The organism is Pseudomonas sp. LBUM1666 (assembly GCF_059695775.1).
In genome coordinates, this window is sequence record NZ_CP166789.1 from 4,129,915 (window position 1) to 4,146,488 (window position 16,574).

Below are 16,574 nucleotides of genomic sequence, written 5' to 3' on the forward strand. Positions count from 1 at the left end.
CATCCTTTGTTTGAACATTCCTCGGCCAGCGAGAAGGTGTTGATAGTCGCTGCCGTAAGGCATTGCGCGCGGCGGCGAAGAGTCGTCGCGCGCGATCATTTCATTCATGCCACGCAAAGCCCCGGAGGGAGCCCGCCTTCAGCAGTCCGGCCAAGCATAGCGCCCGGCTGGATTCATTCGACAAATTGTTGCCAAGTATCTTTTACAGCAGGTCTTTTATCAACAATTCAGCCACCTGCACAGCATTGAGCGCTGCGCCTTTGCGTACGTTATCTGACGTCAGCCACAAATTTAGTTCCGACAGGTCGTCGATCCCGTTGCGAACCCGACCAACGTAGACCACGTCCTGCCCTACCGCATCGCCTACCGGCGTCGGGTAATCGCCGGCTTCCACCAACTCGATACCGGGCGCGTCTTCCAGGGCGGTGTTGACTTTTGCCAGGTCGATGTCGCTCGATGACTGCAAGGTCACGTTAAAGCTATCGCCAAAAAACACCGGGGCTTGAATGCAAGTGACGGAAATCTTTAATAAAGGCAGCGCCATGACCTGACGCAACTCGCGTACCAGGCGCTTTTCCAGCAGCGTGTGACCCTGATCATCAGGCTTGCCCACTTGCGCCAGCAGGTTGAAGGCCATCTGCCGATCAAAGAAGGTCGGCTCCAGCGGACGCACATTGAGCAGCTCGGCCGTTTGCCGTGCCAGCTCGGTGACGGCTTCGCGGCCTTGGGCGGAGACGGCCAGGCTGGCGGTCAAATTGATGCGTTGCAGGTCGAGCAAACCGAGCAACGGCGCCAGCACGACCGCCAGTGTGGTGGCCGAAGGGCTTGGACTGCTGACCTGGAACGGCTTTTTCAAACTGGCCAGCACATGCGCGTTGGCCTCAGGCACGACTTGTGGCGCCTGATCAGCCGGCAAGGCGCCGGACAAGTCGATCAGCGAGCAACCGGCGGCCGTGGCACGCGAAGCGAAACTCAGGGTTACCGCCGGGCCGGCAGCGAAGAACACCAGCTGGACTTTACTGAAGTCGAACTCATCGACTTCCCGCACCCGCACGTTCTTGCCGCGAAACGGCACCGAATGCCCGGCCGATTCACTGCTGGCGAGCAGGTGCAGATTGCCGACCGGGAAGTCGCGCTCTTCGAGAATCTGCACGAGCGTTTCGCCGACAGTACCGGTGGCGCCGATCACGGCAATATCAAAGGACTGGCTCATGGTTCTACCTCTGGCGAAACGGGGGGAGCGGCACTTTACCGGGTGGTTGGCGCACAGGCAATTCGGCTGGGATCTGCGCAGGCAGACCCGGCCCCTTCGCGAGCAGGCTCGCTCCCACATTAGACCGCGATCAACTGTGGGAGCGAGCCTGCTCGCGAAGGGGCCGGTACAGACAACTCATCAACATCAGACTGTCGGGCATAAAAAAACCCGCACCTCTTTCAAGGCACGGGTTCTTTTATTACTTCAATCGATCAACGCTCAAGCAGGATCCGCAGCATGCGACGCAGCGGTTCAGCCGCGCCCCACAGCAGTTGGTCGCCGACGGTGAACGCACCGACGTACTGCGTGCCCATGTTCAGCTTGCGCAGACGGCCAACCGGTACGTTCAGGGTGCCGGTGACTTTCGTCGGGCTCAGTTCCTGAATGCTGGCTTCGCGGCTGTTCGGCACCAGTTTGACCCAAGGGTTGTGCTGGCTGATCAGCCCTTCGATATCGGCGATCGGCACATCTTTGTTCAGTTTGATGGTCAGCGCCTGGCTGTGGCAGCGCATGGCGCCGATACGCACGCAGATGCCATCGACCGGGATCGGGCTCTTGAAGCGACCAAGGATCTTGTTGGTCTCGGCCTGGGCCTTCCACTCTTCGCGGCTCTGACCGTTCGGCAGTTCCTTGTCGATCCACGGGATCAGGCTGCCGGCCAGCGGTACACCGAAGTTTTCGGTCGGGTACGCGTCGCTGCGCATGGCTTCGGCCACACGGCGGTCGATGTCGAGGATCGCGCTGGCCGGGTCGGCCAGTTGATCGGCGACAGCGGCGTGGGTCGCGCCCATTTGCTTGATCAGTTCACGCATGTTCTGCGCGCCGGCACCGGAGGCCGCCTGATAGGTCATGGCGCTCATCCACTCGACCAGACCGGCTTCGAACAGACCGCCCAGGCCCATCAGCATCAGGCTGACGGTGCAGTTGCCGCCGATGTAGTTCTTGGTGCCCGCGTCGAGCTGCTGGTCGATGACCTTGCGGTTCACCGGGTCCAGCACGATCACCGCGTCATCCTGCATGCGCAGGCTGGAAGCAGCGTCGATCCAGTAACCCTGCCAGCCGGCTTCGCGCAGTTTCGGGAAAACTTCGCTGGTGTAGTCGCCACCCTGGCAGGTCAGAATCACGTCGAGGGTTTTCAGCTCATCAATGCTGTAAGCGTCCTTGAGCGGAGCGATGTCCTTGCCCACGGACGGGCCTTGGCCACCGACATTGGAAGTGGTGAAAAACACCGGCTCAATAAGATCGAAATCCTGCTCTTCCAGCATCCGCTGCATGAGCACGGAACCGACCATACCGCGCCAACCGATCAGACCTACACGTTTCATCGCAACTACACCTTCTTTAAAAAGTGGGCCGCTGCTTTCAAGAGTGAAAGTTGCAGCGGGCCCGAGAGATTACAGATTCCGCAGCGCGGCGACTACTGCGTCGCCCATTTCCTGCGTACCGACTTTAGTGCAACCGGTCGACCAGATGTCGCCAGTACGCAGGCCTTGGTCCAATACCAGACTGACGGCCTTCTCGATCGCATCGGCCGCATCCTGCAGATTGAAGCTGTAACGCAGCATCATCGACACCGACAAAATGGTCGCCAAAGGGTTGGCGATGCCTTTGCCAGCGATGTCCGGCGCCGAACCATGGCACGGCTCGTACATGCCTTTGTTGTTGGTATCCAGCGATGCCGACGGCAGCATGCCGATGGAACCGGTGAGCATCGACGCTTGGTCGGAAAGAATGTCGCCAAACAGGTTGTCAGTGACGATCACGTCGAATTGCTTCGGTGCGCGCACCAGCTGCATGGCGGCGTTGTCGACGTACATGTGGCTCAGTTCGACTTCAGGGTAATCCTTGGCCACTTGCTCGACGATTTCACGCCACAGTTGGCTGGAGGCCAGTACGTTGGCCTTGTCCACCGAGCACAGCTTCTTGCCGCGCACCATGGCCATGTCGAAACCGACGCGGGCGATACGGCGAATTTCGCTTTCGCTGTACGGCAGGGTGTCATACGCCTGACGCTCGCCGTTTTCCAGGGTGCGGGTACCGCGTGGCGTGCCGAAGTAGATACCGCCGGTCAGTTCACGGACGATCAGGATGTCCAGGCCAGCCACGATTTCAGGCTTCAGGCTCGAAGCCTCGGCCAGTTGCGGGTACAGGATCGCCGGACGCAGGTTGCCGAACAGGCCCAGTTGCGCACGAATTTTCAGCAAGCCGCGCTCAGGGCGGATGTCACGCTCGATGGTGTCCCATTTCGGGCCGCCCACGGCGCCGAGCAGTACAGCGTCGGCCGCGCGTGCACGGTCCAGGGTTTCGTCAGCCAGCGGCACGCCGTGTTTGTCGATGGCAGCGCCACCGATCACGTCATGGCTCAGCTCGAAGCCCAGGCTGTACTTGTCGTTCGCCAGCTCCAGCACCTTGACCGCTTCGGCCATGATTTCCGGGCCAATACCGTCACCAGGGAGAATCAGAATCTGCTTACTCATGCTTTCCTCATGTCATCAGTCGGTGCGCCCGTGGGCGCGCCCGGAAAAATTCTATCGTTCTGCCATCAGCACCAGTACATCTGTACTGAACGAACCATCGGCCTCAATCTCAAAATATTCGCGTACTTCATTACCCATCGATTGCTGCAACTCGAGGATTGCCGCGCGCATCACCTCTGGTGTGCGCATGCGCTCGACCCAGGAGGTGTACTCCAGTCGCAGCCGTTGACGGGTGGTGCTGCGGGTATGCAACCCCGCTTCGCTGACCTGACGCAACCACTCGCCGGCGGAATAATCGCGCACATGGCTGGTGTCGCGCAGCACTTCGACGCTTTGCAGGTAAGTGTCGAACAACGGACTGCCCGGTGACAACACGTCGATGAACGCCGCCACGCCGCCCGGCTTCAGCACCCGGCGAACCTCTCGCAGGGCCAGGCCGAGATCGCTCCAATGGTGCGCCGAATAACGGCTGAAGACGAAATCGAATTCGCCATCGGCGAACGGCAAGCGCTCGGCGGCGCCCAGCACGGTGGACACGTTGGTCAGACCGCGATCGACGGCGGCACCGGCCACCACGTCTAACATCTGCTGCGACAGGTCGTAGGCCACCACTTCTTTCACCAGCGAGGCCACGTGAAAACTCACGTGACCGGCGCCGCAGCCCAGGTCCAGCACCCGGGCATCGCCCTGCCCTGCCAGTTCAGCCTGTAGCAGCGCAAATTCGGTGCCCTGAGCGTGTACGGCGCTGCTCAGATAGGCCGAGGCCTGTTCACCGAATTGCTTTTGTACAACCTGACTGTGCTGCGCGGTGCTGGTCATAGTTCTGTCCTGATATTGGTGTTGTCTGAGCTGTCGTCATCGCGAGCAGGCTCGCTCCCACAAGGGTTTTGTGAACGCCGCAAATCCAATGTGGGAGCGAGCCTGCTCGCGATGAGGCCGCCATTGCCTACAAAAAAACCCGGATCAATCAAACGTCGCGAAACAACCACGGCTGGCTCGCACGGTGTTTGGCTTCAAACGTCGCAATTGCCTCATGGTCCTGCAAGGTCAGGCCGATGTCGTCCAGGCCATTGACCAGGCAATGCTTGCGGAACTCGTCAAGTTCAAAGCTGTAGACCTTGCCATCAGGCCGGGTCACGGTCTGGGCTTGCAGGTCGACCGTCAACTCGTAACCCGGATTGGCTTCAACCTGCTGGAACAGCTCATCCACCTCAGCGTCGCTCAAGATGATCGGCAGCAAGCCGTTCTTGAAGCTGTTGTTGTAGAAGATGTCGGCGTAGCTCGGCGCGATGATGCTGCGAAAACCGTACTCTTCCAGCGCCCACGGCGCGTGTTCGCGGCTGGAGCCGCAACCGAAGTTCTCGCGGGCCAGCAGCACGCTGGCGCCTTGATAACGCTCGGCGTTGAGCACGAAATCCTTGTTCAGCGGACGCTTGGAGTTGTCCTGGTAGGCATAGCCCACGTCCAGGTAACGCCATTCGTCAAACAGGTTCGGACCAAAACCGGTGCGCTTGATCGACTTCAAGAACTGCTTCGGAATGATCTGATCGGTGTCGACGTTGGCACGGTCCAAGGGTGCGACCAAACCGGTGTGTTGGGTAAAAGCTCTCATGTGCGGTTCCTCAGATCAGTTCGCGAACGTCGATGAAACGACCGTGGACGGCAGCCGCCGCGGCCATGGCCGGGCTGACCAGGTGCGTACGGCCACCGGCGCCCTGACGCCCTTCGAAGTTGCGGTTGGAGGTCGAAGCGCAATGCTCGCCCGACTCCAAGCGGTCCGGGTTCATCGCCAGGCACATCGAGCAACCCGGTTCACGCCACTCGAAACCGGCTTCGAGGAAAATCTTGTCCAGGCCTTCGGCCTCGGCTTGCGCCTTCACCAGGCCCGAGCCCGGCACTACGATGGCTTGCTTGATGGTCGAAGCGACTTTACGGCCCTTGGCGATCACCGCCGCAGCGCGCAAGTCTTCGATCCGCGAGTTGGTGCAGGAACCAATGAAGACCCGGTCCAGTTGAATGTCGGTGATCGCCTGATTGGCGCTCAAACCCATGTATTTCAAGGCGCGCTCGATGGAACCGCGTTTGACCAGGTCCATTTCCTTCGCCGGGTCCGGCACGTTCTGATCAACCGCCAGGACCATCTCGGGCGAAGTGCCCCAGCTGACTTGCGGCTTGATCTGAGTAGCGTCGAGTTCGACGACGGTGTCGAACACCGCATCGGTGTCGGAAACCAGGTCTTTCCAGGCTTCGACCGCCATGTCCCATTCCGCGCCTTTCGGGGCAAATGGACGGCCCTTGACGTAAGCCACGGTTTTTTCGTCGGCAGCCACCAGGCCAACACGAGCGCCGGCTTCAATGGACATGTTGCAGATGGTCATGCGGCCTTCGACGGACAAGTCGCGAATGGCGCTGCCGGCGAACTCGATGGCGTGGCCGTTACCGCCGGCGGTGCCGATCTTGCCGATGACGGCGAGCACGATGTCCTTTGCCGTCACGCCGAACGGCAATTTGCCTTCGACCGACACCAGCATATTTTTCATTTTCTTGGCCACCAGGCACTGCGTGGCGAACACGTGCTCGACCTCGGAAGTCCCGATGCCGTGGGCCAAAGCGCCAAACGCGCCGTGGGTCGAGGTGTGCGAATCGCCGCAAACAACGGTCATGCCCGGCAAGGTTGCGCCCTGCTCCGGACCGATCACGTGAACGATGCCCTGACGCACGTCATTCATTTTGAATTCGGTGATGCCATATTCGTCGCAGTAGTCGTCGAGGGTCTGAACCTGCAAACGCGAGACCTGGTCGGTAATCGCTTCGATACCGCCCTTGCGATCAGGGGTGGTCGGTACGTTGTGGTCCGGGGTGGCGATGATCGAGTCGACGCGCCAAGGCTTGCGCCCGGCCAGACGCAGGCCTTCGAAAGCTTGGGGCGAAGTCACTTCATGGATGATGTGGCGGTCGATATAGATCAGCGACGACCCATCGTCGCGCCGTTTCACTTCATGGGAATCCCAAAGCTTGTCGTAAAGCGTTTTGCCGGCCATCAGACGGTCCTCATCAGCTTGTTTCTATGCCGTGGATTTTGAACAACTCAATAACCCCTTGGCTTGTGAGGTCGATCCTAGGGGGTTACATTAAATAACTCAAATTCATATTTTTTATGCTTTGGATAACCAACTGGAATACCACAATGGATCTGGCCAACCTCAACGCTTTTATCGCGATTGCCGAGACCGGGAGTTTCTCCGGCGCGGGCGAACGGCTGCACCTGACGCAACCGGCGATCAGCAAGCGCATTGCCGGGCTGGAGCAGCAATTGAAGGTGCGCCTGTTCGATCGCCTGGGCCGTGAAGTCAGCCTGACCGAGGCCGGTCGTGCCTTGCTGCCGCGGGCCTATCAGATCCTGAATGTGCTGGACGACACCCGCCGCGCCCTGACCAACCTGACCGGCGAAGTGTCCGGCCGCCTCACCCTGGCCACCAGCCACCACATCGGTCTGCACCGCTTACCCCCCTTATTAAGGGAGTTCACTCGACGTTACCCACAAGTGGCGCTGGATATTCAGTTCCTCGATTCGGAAGTGGCCTACGAAGAAATCCTCCATGGCCGCGCCGAACTGGCGGTCATCACCCTGGCGCCGGAGCCCCACGCACTGGTCAAGGCCACGCCAGTGTGGGACGACCCGCTGGACTTCGTGGTCGCCCCGGAGCACTCGCTGATCAGCCATGGCCCGGTCAACCTGGCGGACATCGCCCTGCACCCGGCGGTTTTCCCCGGCGGCAACACCTTTACTCACCACATTGTCCGGCGCCTGTTCGAAGCTCAAGGCCTGACGCCGAACATCGCCATGAGCACGAATTATCTGGAAACCATCAAGATGATGGTCTCGATCGGCCTGGCCTGGAGCGTGTTGCCGCGCACCATGCTTGATGATCAGGTTGCGCGAATACCTTTACCAGGCATACAACTCACTCGCCAGCTAGGCTATATCCTGCACACGGAAAGGACGCTGTCGAATGCGGCACGGGCCTTCATGGCTTTGCTGGATGCACAAATCGATCTGCCAGGGACTCTCGGCTAAGCTGTGCTACGCCTATAGAGCCTCGAGTCACTGAACCTGACACCCCACTCAGCCAAGGCTTGCCAATGCCGAAATCTGTTGACCGTATTCCGACGATGCCGCGTATACAGGCGCTTGACCCAAAACGGTCCGAGCAGAGCTGGGAAAGCGCCCCACAATTGCTGGCCGCCCTCAACGGTGCACGTTTGGGCGCCTGGTATTGGGACATCGAACGTGGGCAGATCAGCTGGTCGCGGGGTACCCAGGCGCTGTTCGGCTTCGATCCCCGGCAACCACTGCCGGCGGATCTGGAATACCTCGACTTGCTGCCGCCAGAGGATCGGGCGAAAACCATTCGCGCCTTCGACGCGGTGATCGCCGGCGCCCCGCTGGAACAGGCGATGCATCACCGCATCCGCTGGCCAGACGGCAGCCTGCACTGGCTGGAGATCAACGGCAGCCTGCTACCGGACAAACACGGCCGGCCACGGATGATTGGCGTGATCCGTGAAATCACCCACCAGCGCCAGCGCGAACAGGCGTTGAGCAGCTCGGAAAAACGCTTCGCCACGTTGTTCCACCTGTGTCCGAACATGGTCCTGCTGACTCGCCAGGAAGACGGCCTGATCAGCGAAGCCAACCAGTATTTCGAAAGCCTGTTTGGCTGGCCAGTACAGGACGCTATTGGCCGCACCACCCTGGAACTGGGCCTCTGGGTGCATCCGGAACAACGGGCGCAACTCGTCAAAGCCACCAAGGCCAAGGGCGAACTGATCAACATGGAGGTGCAATTTCGTGCCAGCAACGGCCAGATCCACGACGGCATCCTCAGCGCGCAAAAGGTCGAGCTTGAAGGCCAGCCTTATCTGCTGAGTACGTTCCTTGACACCACCGAACGCAAAGCCGCCGAACATGCCCTGAAAGACAGCCAGGAGCGCCTCGACCTGGCGCTGGATTCAGCGCAACTCGGCACCTGGGACTGGCACATTCCCAGCGGCATGCTGTACGGCTCGGCTCGCGCCGCCCAACTGCACGGGCTGGAAGCCATACCTTTCCATGAATCCTTCGACGATTTTTTTGAAGGCGTGCCCGGCGAAGAGCGCGATACCATGCGCGACGCCTATCGCAGCCTGCGAGAAGGCCCTGCCGGCAATTATCAACTGACCTACCGCGTGCAACTGCCGGACGGTAGCTCACGCTACCTGGAAAGCCGCGCCCGACTCTATCGCGATGAAAACGGTGTCCCGCTGCGCATGGCCGGTACGCTGCTCGACATCACCGACCAGGTGGAGCGGGAGCAGCTTCTGGTGGCGTCCGAAGAGAAGTTCGCCACCCTGTTTCAGGTCAGCCCGGACCCGATTTGCGTGACCCGTCAGGACACCGGCCAATTTATCGAGATCAACTCCAGCTTCACCCAGACCTTCGGCTGGAGCGCCGACGACGTGATTGGCCGCAGCGCCGACGAAATCGGTCTTTGGGACGCTTCGGCGCAAAGCCTGCGACGGATCGAGCAGGTCATCCGCGAACAGGGCTTGAACAACGTGGCGATCCTGGTTCAGCACAAAGACGGGCAACCCCTGACCTGTGTGATTTCCAGCCGCCAGATCAGCGTCGGCGACCAGCCGTGCATCGTCACCACCCTGCGCGACATCACCCAGCAACAACGCTCGGAAGCGGCGCTCAAGGCCAGCGAAGAGAAGTTCGCCAAGGCCTTCCACTCCAGCCCCGACGCCATCACCATCACCGAGCGTGACACCGGGCGTTATCTGGAGGTTAACGATGGCTTCTGCCGCCTGACCGGCTACCGCGCCGATGAAGTGGTCGGTCGCACGGTGTATCAGGTCGGCATCTGGGCCGAGGAAAAACAACGTTCGGCACTGCTCGCCGAACTGCAGATCAAGGGCCGGGTACATCACCAGGAAATGCTCGGGCGCAATAAACGCGGCGAGTTGCTGACTGTCGAGGTTTCGGTAGAACCGATCACCCTCAACGAAACCGCTTGCCTGCTGCTGACCGCGCGGGACGTCAGCCTGCTGAAAAACGCTGAAGCGCAGATCCGTCACCTGGCCTACCACGACCCGCTGACCAACCTGCCCAACCGCGCATTGCTGATGGATCGCCTGAGCCAGCAGATCGCCCTGCTCAAGCGCCACAACCTGCGCGGCGCCCTGTTGTTTCTCGATCTTGATCACTTCAAGCACATCAATGATTCGCTCGGTCATCCGGTGGGCGATACCGTGCTGAAAATCATCACCGCGCGCCTCGAAGCCAGCGTGCGCATGGAAGACACCGTCGCACGTTTGGGCGGTGACGAATTCGTGGTGCTGCTCAGCGGGCTCGAAGGCTCGCGTAACGAGGTCAGCGAGCAAGTCCTGCAACTGGCGGACACCTTGCGTGAACTGCTGTCGGAGCCGATGTTCCTGGACGGACAACGCCTGCAAGTAACCCCGAGCATCGGCATCGCGCTGATTCCCGATCACGGCTCGACCCCGACCGACCTGCTCAAACGCGCCGATATCGCCCTCTACCGGGCCAAGGATTCAGGCCGCAATACCACGCAGATGTACCACAACACCATGCAGAAAGCGGCGAGCGAACGCTTGCGCATGGAAACCGACCTGCGTCTGGCCCTTTCCCGGGGTGAGTTCCGCGTGCACTACCAGCCTCAGGTGGACGCCCGGAACGACCGCATCGTCGGTGCCGAAGCGCTGGTGCGCTGGAACCACCCGGAACTCGGCGCGCAATCGCCCACCGAGTTCATCAAGGTGCTGGAAGACAGCGGACTGATTCTGGAAGTGGGTACCTGGATCGTCGACGAGGCCTGCAGCGCCTTCAAACAGCTGATCGCCAAAGGCCTGGTCGATCCGCTGGACTTCAGCCTGTGCGTGAACATCAGCCCGCGGCAATTTCGCCAAAACGACTTCGTCGAACGCATCGAACACAGCCTCGCCAGCCATGGTCTGCCCTGCTCGCTGCTGAAACTGGAAATCACCGAAGGCATCGTGATCCAGAACCTGGAAGACACCATCAACAAAATGCGTAGCCTCAAAAAACTCGGCGTGAGTTTTGCCATGGACGATTTCGGCACCGGTTATTCCTCGCTGACCTACCTCAAGCGTCTGCCGGTCGACACCCTGAAAATCGACCAATCGTTCATCCGCGACGCCACCACCGACCCCAACGACGCCGAGATCATCCGCGCCATCGCTGCCATGGCCCGCAGCCTGGAATTGAAAGTGATTGCCGAGGGGGTAGAGACGCCGGAGCAGCTGGAATTCTTGCAGGGTCTGGGCTGCCATTTCTATCAGGGGTATTTGCACAGCCCGCCGCTGCCGGTGGAGGATTTTCAGAAGTTGCTCAAGTGACGGGCGCAAAAAAGGGCGCCAGTGGCGCCCTTTTCATTGCTCTGCCTTAGTGTGTCTCCGCGACCCGAATTCGGCATCGCGTAATCCTTAAACAAGGACCGCTGATTGCTTTTCAAGAGATTATTTACAGATTTTTTCAGGCTGCTTCGGACACCTGAAGACCCAGTAAACGCGAGACATGATCCAGTTCGGTTTCGCGACGCAGTACGGTGAACAGCTCGACCGCTTCGGGATAATTGCGGGTCAGCATCGCCAGCCACTGCTTCAAGCGACCTGGCGATTGCCGTGCTGTCATCTGCGCCTTGGCTTGCAGCCAGAAATCCTGAATCAGCGGCAGCAGCTCGGCCCAGGTCATCTCGACGACGTCCTCACCGGCCCGCGCCATTGCGATTTGCCGTGCCAGGTCCGGGCGCGACACCAGGCCGCGACCGAGCATGATGTCCTCGACGCCGCTGATTTCGCGGCAACGACGCCAGTCTTCGACGTTCCAGATGTCGCCGTTGGCGAACACTGGAACCTTGACCACATCCTGCACCCGGGGGATCCATTCCCAATGGGCTGGCGGCTTGTAGCCGTCAGTTTTGGTCCGCGCGTGAACCACGATGTGCGCCGCGCCACCTTCGGCCAGGGCCGTGGCACACACCAGCGCACCGTCCGGGCTGTCGAAGCCGAGGCGCATCTTGGCAGTCACCGGAATGTGCGCCGGAACAGCACGACGGACATGTTCGACGATCCGGTTCAGCAGCTCAGGTTCTTTGAGCAGCACCGCACCGCCACGGGACTTGTTCACAGTCTTGGCCGGGCAGCCGAAGTTCAGGTCGATGACCTCGGAACCCAGTTCGCAGGCCAGCGCGGCGTTTTCCGCCAGGCATACCGGATCGGAACCGAGCAGCTGCACCCGCAGCGGCACGCCGGATGCCGTGCGGGCGCCGGTCAACAGCTCCGGGCCGAACTTGTGGTAATAGGCAGGCGTGAGCAGTTGATCGTTGATCCGAATGAACTCGGTCACGCACCAATCGATACCGCCCACACGGGTCAATACGTCCCGCAGGATGTTGTCGACCAACCCCTCCATGGGCGCCAAAGCAATTTGCATGAAAAACACACTCAACGAAAAACGTGCGGCAGTTTACTCGAAAGCGTCGATTAGATCGCGACTTGCAACGCAGGGCCGTAGCCCTCGATGAATTCCGCTGGCATGCGCTTGGGCTTGCCGGTCGACAGTTCGATGCAGACGAAGGTGGTCTGCGCCCGCAGCAACGTGGTGTTGTCGCTGGGGCGCTTCAACTGGAAGTGTCGGGTCATTTTCAGGCGCTGGTCCCAATCGACGATCCAGGTCGCCAATTGCAACTCATCGCCTTCATAGGCAGCCGCCAGGTAATCGATCTCGTGCCGCACCACCGCCATCGCCCGATCCAGCCGACGATATTCGACCAGGTCCAGGCCAAGGCGCTGGGAGTGGCGCCAGGCACAACGTTCGAGCCAGGTCACGTACACCGCGTTGTTCGCGTGACCCAGCCCATCGATGTCCTCTGCGCCCACTTCCAGATCAATGATAAATGGCGTTGCCCGATCCCAGCCCATGCCCCACTCCCGGTCAGAAAATTTTCACCGGGGCAGTGTAACGGATGCTCAAGCCGATTGGCGCGATTGCAGACTGCGACCGGCGAGCAACGAGAGAACGCCTTCGATCACCCGAGGGTCAGCCAGTACCCGTTGATGACCACCCGCTTCCAGGCGCAACAGACGGCTGTCAAACCAGGCCTCGTTGATCAGCTGCGATTCCTTGACCGGAACGTAGCAGTCGTCTTCGGCATGAACGATCAGGCCGGGCATGTCGAGCTGATAGTGCGCGACATCCAGTGCCGCAGCGCGCATGCCGACGTCTCTTTCGACCTGACGAATGAACGCCGAACGGGCTTTCGGTGGCAGCCGAACGTAACGGGCGAAACCGCGCAACACGCCGAGAATCCGCGCAGGTGCGGCGATAGTGACCAGGGTTTCGGTGCGCAAGCCCAACTGAACAGCGAGCATGGCACTGGCGCCCCCCATGGAGTGACCGATGACGGCTTGCAGCGGCGGCAACTCGGCAGCGGCTTCAAGCATGGCTCGGGCAAACAGCACGACGTTCGCTTCGTTGCCCGGCGAGCGACCGTGAGCCGGGCCGTCCAGCGCAACCACGGTGTAACCGGCATCGACCAACGCGGTGATGAGGCTGGCAAACTGCGTCGGCCGGCCTTCCCAACCGTGCATCAGCAACACCGCGGGCCCTTGCCCCCAGCGCAGCGCCGAGAGGCCGAAGCGCAGGGTGATTCGCTCGGACTTCGCCAGCAGCGGCAATTCCCAATCACGCGGCGGCAGTTCCCGCGGCGTCATGAATGCCAGTCGCATTTTGCTCGCAACCAGTTTCGGTGCGAACCAGCCCAAGGTGCCATTAACGCCACGAACCCACTTCAACGTGCTCATCGCTCTCACTCCTCAGGCTAATGCCTTTAGGTCACAGCACCGCAGACTTGGCGGCGCGCAGCAATCGATCGGACAATTCTCCTGGCCCCAGCGCCCGTGCCAAAGCCAAACCACCGACCATCAAGGCCATGTCGGCCAAGGCTTTGTCGGTGTCTTCCGGGCTGGCCGCCAACTGCGCGACCATCATTTCCACATGCTCATTCAACGCCACGCGAAACGCGTCCGGCAGGCGCCCCAGCTCACCGACAGAAGCCGGAATCGGGCACGCTGAATCAGAGGAATCACGGTGTTTGCGTGACAGATAAAACGCAGCAACCAGCGCGCGACGCTCTTCGCCGGTCAATTCGGCATCCATGTCGGCGATCAAGCCACGGCGATGACCGAGCAGTTGCTTGAACGCTTCCAGCATCATCGCGTCCTTGCTTTCGAAATGCGCATAGAAGCCGCCGACGGTCAGGCCGGCCGCGCCCATCACTTCGCCCACGCTCGGTTCGGCTGGGCCGCGCTGAATCAGCGCTGCGCTGGCAGCCTTGAGGATGCGTTCGCGGGTTTGAGCTTTTTTATCGTTCATCGTTGCCTCCGAATATTACGACTAGAATATTATTCTCATAATAATTTTACGCAAGTCGTGGATGTGACCGCTGGTCTGAAGAACAGTTTGAAAGAAATAGGGGATTTGGCCAAACGCCAGACAAACAAAAGGGCCATTCAATAATTGAATGACCCTTATAAAATCCCGCAGAGCGGGTAATCGTGGCGTCCCCTAGGGGACTCGAACCCCTGTTACCGCCGTGAAAGGGCGGTGTCCTAGGCCACTAGACGAAGGGGACGCAAAACCTTCTATACAACTGATCAGTGCTGAGAGCTGATCGATTCAAGGCCGGTGTGGCCAGACCTTGAACTGTAAAATTGGTGGAGCTAAGCGGGATCGAACCGCTGACCTCCTGCATGCCATGCAGGCGCTCTCCCAGCTGAGCTATAGCCCCGGATTTTTCGCCTCGCGGCGGAGCGACATTTTGCAACATCGCTTCTGTAAAACTGGCGTCCCCTAGGGGACTCGAACCCCTGTTACCGCCGTGAAAGGGCGGTGTCCTAGGCCACTAGACGAAGGGGACGCAAACCCTTCTATACACCTGATCAACCCTGAGAGTTGATCGCTTCAAGGCCGGTGTGGCCAGACCTTGAAGTGTAAATTGGTGGAGCTAGACGGGATCGAACCGTCGACCTCTTGCATGCCATGCAAGCGCTCTCCCAGCTGAGCTATAGCCCCTCATCGCTGAGGACGGGGCGAATCTTAATGGCGCATCGGAAGGCTGTCAAACTTATTTTTAAAATATTTCAAAGTTTTTTGCCGACATAACAATCACTTACCGCCCTCCCCCTGAAAAACCGGGGTGGCGCCGAAGAGCAGGATCAAAAGATCGCAGCCTTCGGCAGCTCCTACGCAGGATCAAACAGCCTTAGGCGATATTGCCCAACAGTTTTTCCCACTCCTTGTTTTCCTTCTTCGACACGCCGCCCAGCAAGTCGATCGCCTGGCGCAGACGGAAACGGGTCAGGTCCGGCCCTAAGATTTCCATCGCATCGAGCACCGACACCGAACTGGCCTGGCCAGTGATCGCGGCAAACATCAGCGGCATGGCGTCACGCAATTTCAGTTCCAGGGATTCGACCACCGCCTGAATCGTTGCGGTGATGCTGTCCTTTTCCCACTGACGCAGGCTTTCCAGCTTCCACAGGATCAACTGCATCAACTGACGCACCTGATCGCCCGACAGCTTCTTGGATTCAAACAGCTTGGCGTCCGGGTTCACGCCACCAGCGAAGAAGAAACCGGCCAGCGGTGCCACCTGGCTGAAGGTTTCAACCCGGCCTTGAACGTGCGGCGCGATCTTCATCATGTATTCCGGGTTCAGCGCCCATGTTTGCAGGCGCGAAGCGAACTCTTCCACCGGCAGATCACGCAGCCATTGGCCGTTGAGCCACGACAGTTTCTCGACATCGAAAATCGGCCCGCCGAGGGAGACGCGGCTCAGGTCAAAGTTGTCGACCATTTCCTGCAGCGAGAACTTCTCGCGCTCGTCCGGCATCGACCAGCCCATGCGACCGAGGTAGTTGAGCATCGCTTCCGGCATGAAACCCATGCGCTCGTAGAACGTCACCGAGGTCGGGTTCTTGCGTTTGGACAACTTGCTCTTGTCCGGGTTACGCAGCAGCGGCATGTAGCACAGCTCTGGTTGTTCCCAGCCGAAGTACTCGTACAGCAGAATCAGTTTCGGCGCCGAGGGCAGCCACTCTTCGCCACGCAGAACGTGGGTGATGCCCATCAGGTGGTCATCGACGACGTTGGCCAGGAAGTACGTCGGCAGACCGTCGGTCTTCATCAGCACTTGCATGTCCATACGATCCCACGGGATCTCGACGTCACCGCGCAGCATGTCCGGTACCACGCAAACGCCTTCGCTCGGCACTTTCATGCGGATCACGTGCGGCTCGCCGGCGGCCAGGCGACGATCGACTTCTTCCTTGGACAGCAACAGCGCACGGCCGTCGTAACGTGGGGTTTCGCCGCGGGCCATTTGCTCGGCGCGCATCTGGTCGAGTTCTTCGGCGGTGCAGAAGCACGGGAAAGCGTGGCCCATTTCGACCAGCTGCTGGCAGTACTTCTGATAGATGTCGCCACGCTCGCTCTGACGGTAAGGACCGTGCGGGCCGCCAACGTCCGGGCCTTCGCTCCAGTCGATACCCAACCAGCGCAGGGCGTCGAAAATCTGTTGTTCGGACTCGCGGGTCGAACGCAATTGGTCGGTGTCTTCGATCCGCAGGATGAACTCACCGCCGTGCTGCTTGGCAAAGCAGTAGTTGAACAAAGCGATGTAAGCGGTACCTACGTGGGGATCCCCGGTAGGCGATGGCGCGATGCGAGTGCGGACGGTGGTCATGGCAAGTCTCGA

At 60.1% G+C, this 16,574-nt stretch carries 13 protein-coding genes and 4 tRNA genes; 2 read left to right on the top strand and 15 right to left on the bottom strand.

Annotated elements, in window-relative coordinates:
- Positions 1 to 202: 202 nt before the first annotated feature.
- The 6 genes from ACA056_RS18965 to leuC all read right to left on the bottom strand — a co-directional run bounded on the left by ACA056_RS18965 (position 203) and on the right by leuC (position 6,773).
- Positions 203 to 1,213 (bottom strand): aspartate-semialdehyde dehydrogenase, encoded by a 1,011-nt coding sequence (locus ACA056_RS18965; RefSeq protein WP_497266879.1) that lies wholly within the window; start codon positions 1,211 to 1,213, stop codon positions 203 to 205.
- A 254-nt stretch (positions 1,214 to 1,467) separates the two neighbouring features.
- Entirely contained in the window at positions 1,468 to 2,580 is a 1,113-nt protein-coding gene (asd, locus tag ACA056_RS18970; protein ID WP_033061853.1) for an aspartate-semialdehyde dehydrogenase, read from the bottom strand.
- A 69-nt stretch (positions 2,581 to 2,649) separates the two neighbouring features.
- Positions 2,650 to 3,732: a 3-isopropylmalate dehydrogenase gene (leuB, locus tag ACA056_RS18975; protein ID WP_497266881.1), complete on the bottom strand. Its 1,083-nt coding sequence runs from the start codon at positions 3,730 to 3,732 to the stop codon at positions 2,650 to 2,652.
- Between the two features lie 51 nt (positions 3,733 to 3,783).
- Complete coding sequence (locus ACA056_RS18980; protein WP_497266883.1) at positions 3,784 to 4,551, bottom strand: class I SAM-dependent methyltransferase; 768 nt, start codon at positions 4,549 to 4,551, stop codon at positions 3,784 to 3,786.
- Positions 4,552 to 4,699: 148 nt separating this feature from the next.
- On the bottom strand, positions 4,700 to 5,344 hold the full coding sequence (leuD, locus tag ACA056_RS18985; protein ID WP_497266885.1) for a 3-isopropylmalate dehydratase small subunit: 645 nt from the start codon (positions 5,342 to 5,344) through the stop codon (positions 4,700 to 4,702).
- Between the two features lie 10 nt (positions 5,345 to 5,354).
- On the bottom strand, positions 5,355 to 6,773 hold the full coding sequence (gene leuC / locus ACA056_RS18990) for a 3-isopropylmalate dehydratase large subunit (protein ID WP_129443006.1): 1,419 nt from the start codon (positions 6,771 to 6,773) through the stop codon (positions 5,355 to 5,357).
- A 146-nt stretch (positions 6,774 to 6,919) separates the two neighbouring features.
- On the opposite strand from leuC, the gene ACA056_RS18995 reads away from it, so the two are divergent.
- Both ACA056_RS18995 and ACA056_RS19000 read left to right on the top strand, forming a co-directional pair.
- Positions 6,920 to 7,810 (top strand): LysR family transcriptional regulator, encoded by an 891-nt coding sequence (locus ACA056_RS18995; RefSeq protein WP_497266887.1) that lies wholly within the window; start codon positions 6,920 to 6,922, stop codon positions 7,808 to 7,810.
- Positions 7,811 to 7,875: 65 nt separating this feature from the next.
- Positions 7,876 to 11,154, top strand: coding sequence for an EAL domain-containing protein (locus tag ACA056_RS19000; protein ID WP_497266889.1), 3,279 nt, complete (start codon positions 7,876 to 7,878; stop codon positions 11,152 to 11,154).
- Between the two features lie 136 nt (positions 11,155 to 11,290).
- Here ACA056_RS19000 and ACA056_RS19005 read toward each other — a convergent pair whose 3' ends face one another.
- The 9 genes from ACA056_RS19005 to gltX all read right to left on the bottom strand — a co-directional run bounded on the left by ACA056_RS19005 (position 11,291) and on the right by gltX (position 16,562).
- Entirely contained in the window at positions 11,291 to 12,250 is a 960-nt protein-coding gene (locus tag ACA056_RS19005; RefSeq protein ID WP_497266891.1) for a tRNA dihydrouridine synthase, read from the bottom strand.
- A 50-nt stretch (positions 12,251 to 12,300) separates the two neighbouring features.
- Complete coding sequence (locus ACA056_RS19010; RefSeq protein ID WP_123365482.1) at positions 12,301 to 12,738, bottom strand: acyl-CoA thioesterase; 438 nt, start codon at positions 12,736 to 12,738, stop codon at positions 12,301 to 12,303.
- 48 nt (positions 12,739 to 12,786) lie between these two features.
- Entirely contained in the window at positions 12,787 to 13,620 is an 834-nt protein-coding gene (locus ACA056_RS19015) for an alpha/beta fold hydrolase (protein ID WP_497266893.1), read from the bottom strand.
- A gap of 31 nt (positions 13,621 to 13,651) precedes the next feature.
- Positions 13,652 to 14,191, bottom strand: coding sequence for a TetR/AcrR family transcriptional regulator (locus tag ACA056_RS19020; protein WP_008151286.1), 540 nt, complete (start codon positions 14,189 to 14,191; stop codon positions 13,652 to 13,654).
- A gap of 183 nt (positions 14,192 to 14,374) precedes the next feature.
- Positions 14,375 to 14,450: transfer RNA gene (locus tag ACA056_RS19025), tRNA-Glu, on the bottom strand.
- Positions 14,451 to 14,530: 80 nt separating this feature from the next.
- A tRNA-Ala gene (locus ACA056_RS19030) sits at positions 14,531 to 14,606 on the bottom strand.
- 53 nt (positions 14,607 to 14,659) lie between these two features.
- A tRNA-Glu gene (locus ACA056_RS19035) sits at positions 14,660 to 14,735 on the bottom strand.
- Positions 14,736 to 14,814: 79 nt separating this feature from the next.
- Positions 14,815 to 14,890 (bottom strand) — tRNA-Ala (locus tag ACA056_RS19040).
- 190 nt (positions 14,891 to 15,080) lie between these two features.
- Positions 15,081 to 16,562, bottom strand: coding sequence for a glutamate--tRNA ligase (gltX, locus tag ACA056_RS19045; protein WP_046047745.1), 1,482 nt, complete (start codon positions 16,560 to 16,562; stop codon positions 15,081 to 15,083).
- Positions 16,563 to 16,574 lie beyond the last annotated feature (12 nt).

Coding starts and splice junctions, on each gene's coding strand:
- ACA056_RS18980 (WP_497266883.1), bottom strand. CDS start 4,551: ATGACCAGCACCGCGCAGCACAGTCAGGTTGTACAAAAGCAATTCGGT.
- leuD (WP_497266885.1), bottom strand. CDS start 5,344: ATGAGAGCTTTTACCCAACACACCGGTTTGGTCGCACCCTTGGACCGT.
- ACA056_RS19000 (WP_497266889.1), top strand. CDS start 7,876: ATGCCGAAATCTGTTGACCGTATTCCGACGATGCCGCGTATACAGGCG.
- ACA056_RS19005 (WP_497266891.1), bottom strand. CDS start 12,250: ATGCAAATTGCTTTGGCGCCCATGGAGGGGTTGGTCGACAACATCCTG.
- asd (WP_033061853.1), bottom strand. CDS start 2,580: ATGAAACGTGTAGGTCTGATCGGTTGGCGCGGTATGGTCGGTTCCGTG.
- leuB (WP_497266881.1), bottom strand. CDS start 3,732: ATGAGTAAGCAGATTCTGATTCTCCCTGGTGACGGTATTGGCCCGGAA.
- ACA056_RS18995 (WP_497266887.1), top strand. CDS start 6,920: ATGGATCTGGCCAACCTCAACGCTTTTATCGCGATTGCCGAGACCGGG.
- ACA056_RS19020 (WP_008151286.1), bottom strand. CDS start 14,191: ATGAACGATAAAAAAGCTCAAACCCGCGAACGCATCCTCAAGGCTGCC.
- gltX (WP_046047745.1), bottom strand. CDS start 16,562: ATGACCACCGTCCGCACTCGCATCGCGCCATCGCCTACCGGGGATCCC.
- ACA056_RS19010 (WP_123365482.1), bottom strand. CDS start 12,738: ATGGGCTGGGATCGGGCAACGCCATTTATCATTGATCTGGAAGTGGGC.
- leuC (WP_129443006.1), bottom strand. CDS start 6,773: ATGGCCGGCAAAACGCTTTACGACAAGCTTTGGGATTCCCATGAAGTG.
- ACA056_RS19015 (WP_497266893.1), bottom strand. CDS start 13,620: ATGAGCACGTTGAAGTGGGTTCGTGGCGTTAATGGCACCTTGGGCTGG.
- ACA056_RS18965 (WP_497266879.1), bottom strand. CDS start 1,213: ATGAGCCAGTCCTTTGATATTGCCGTGATCGGCGCCACCGGTACTGTC.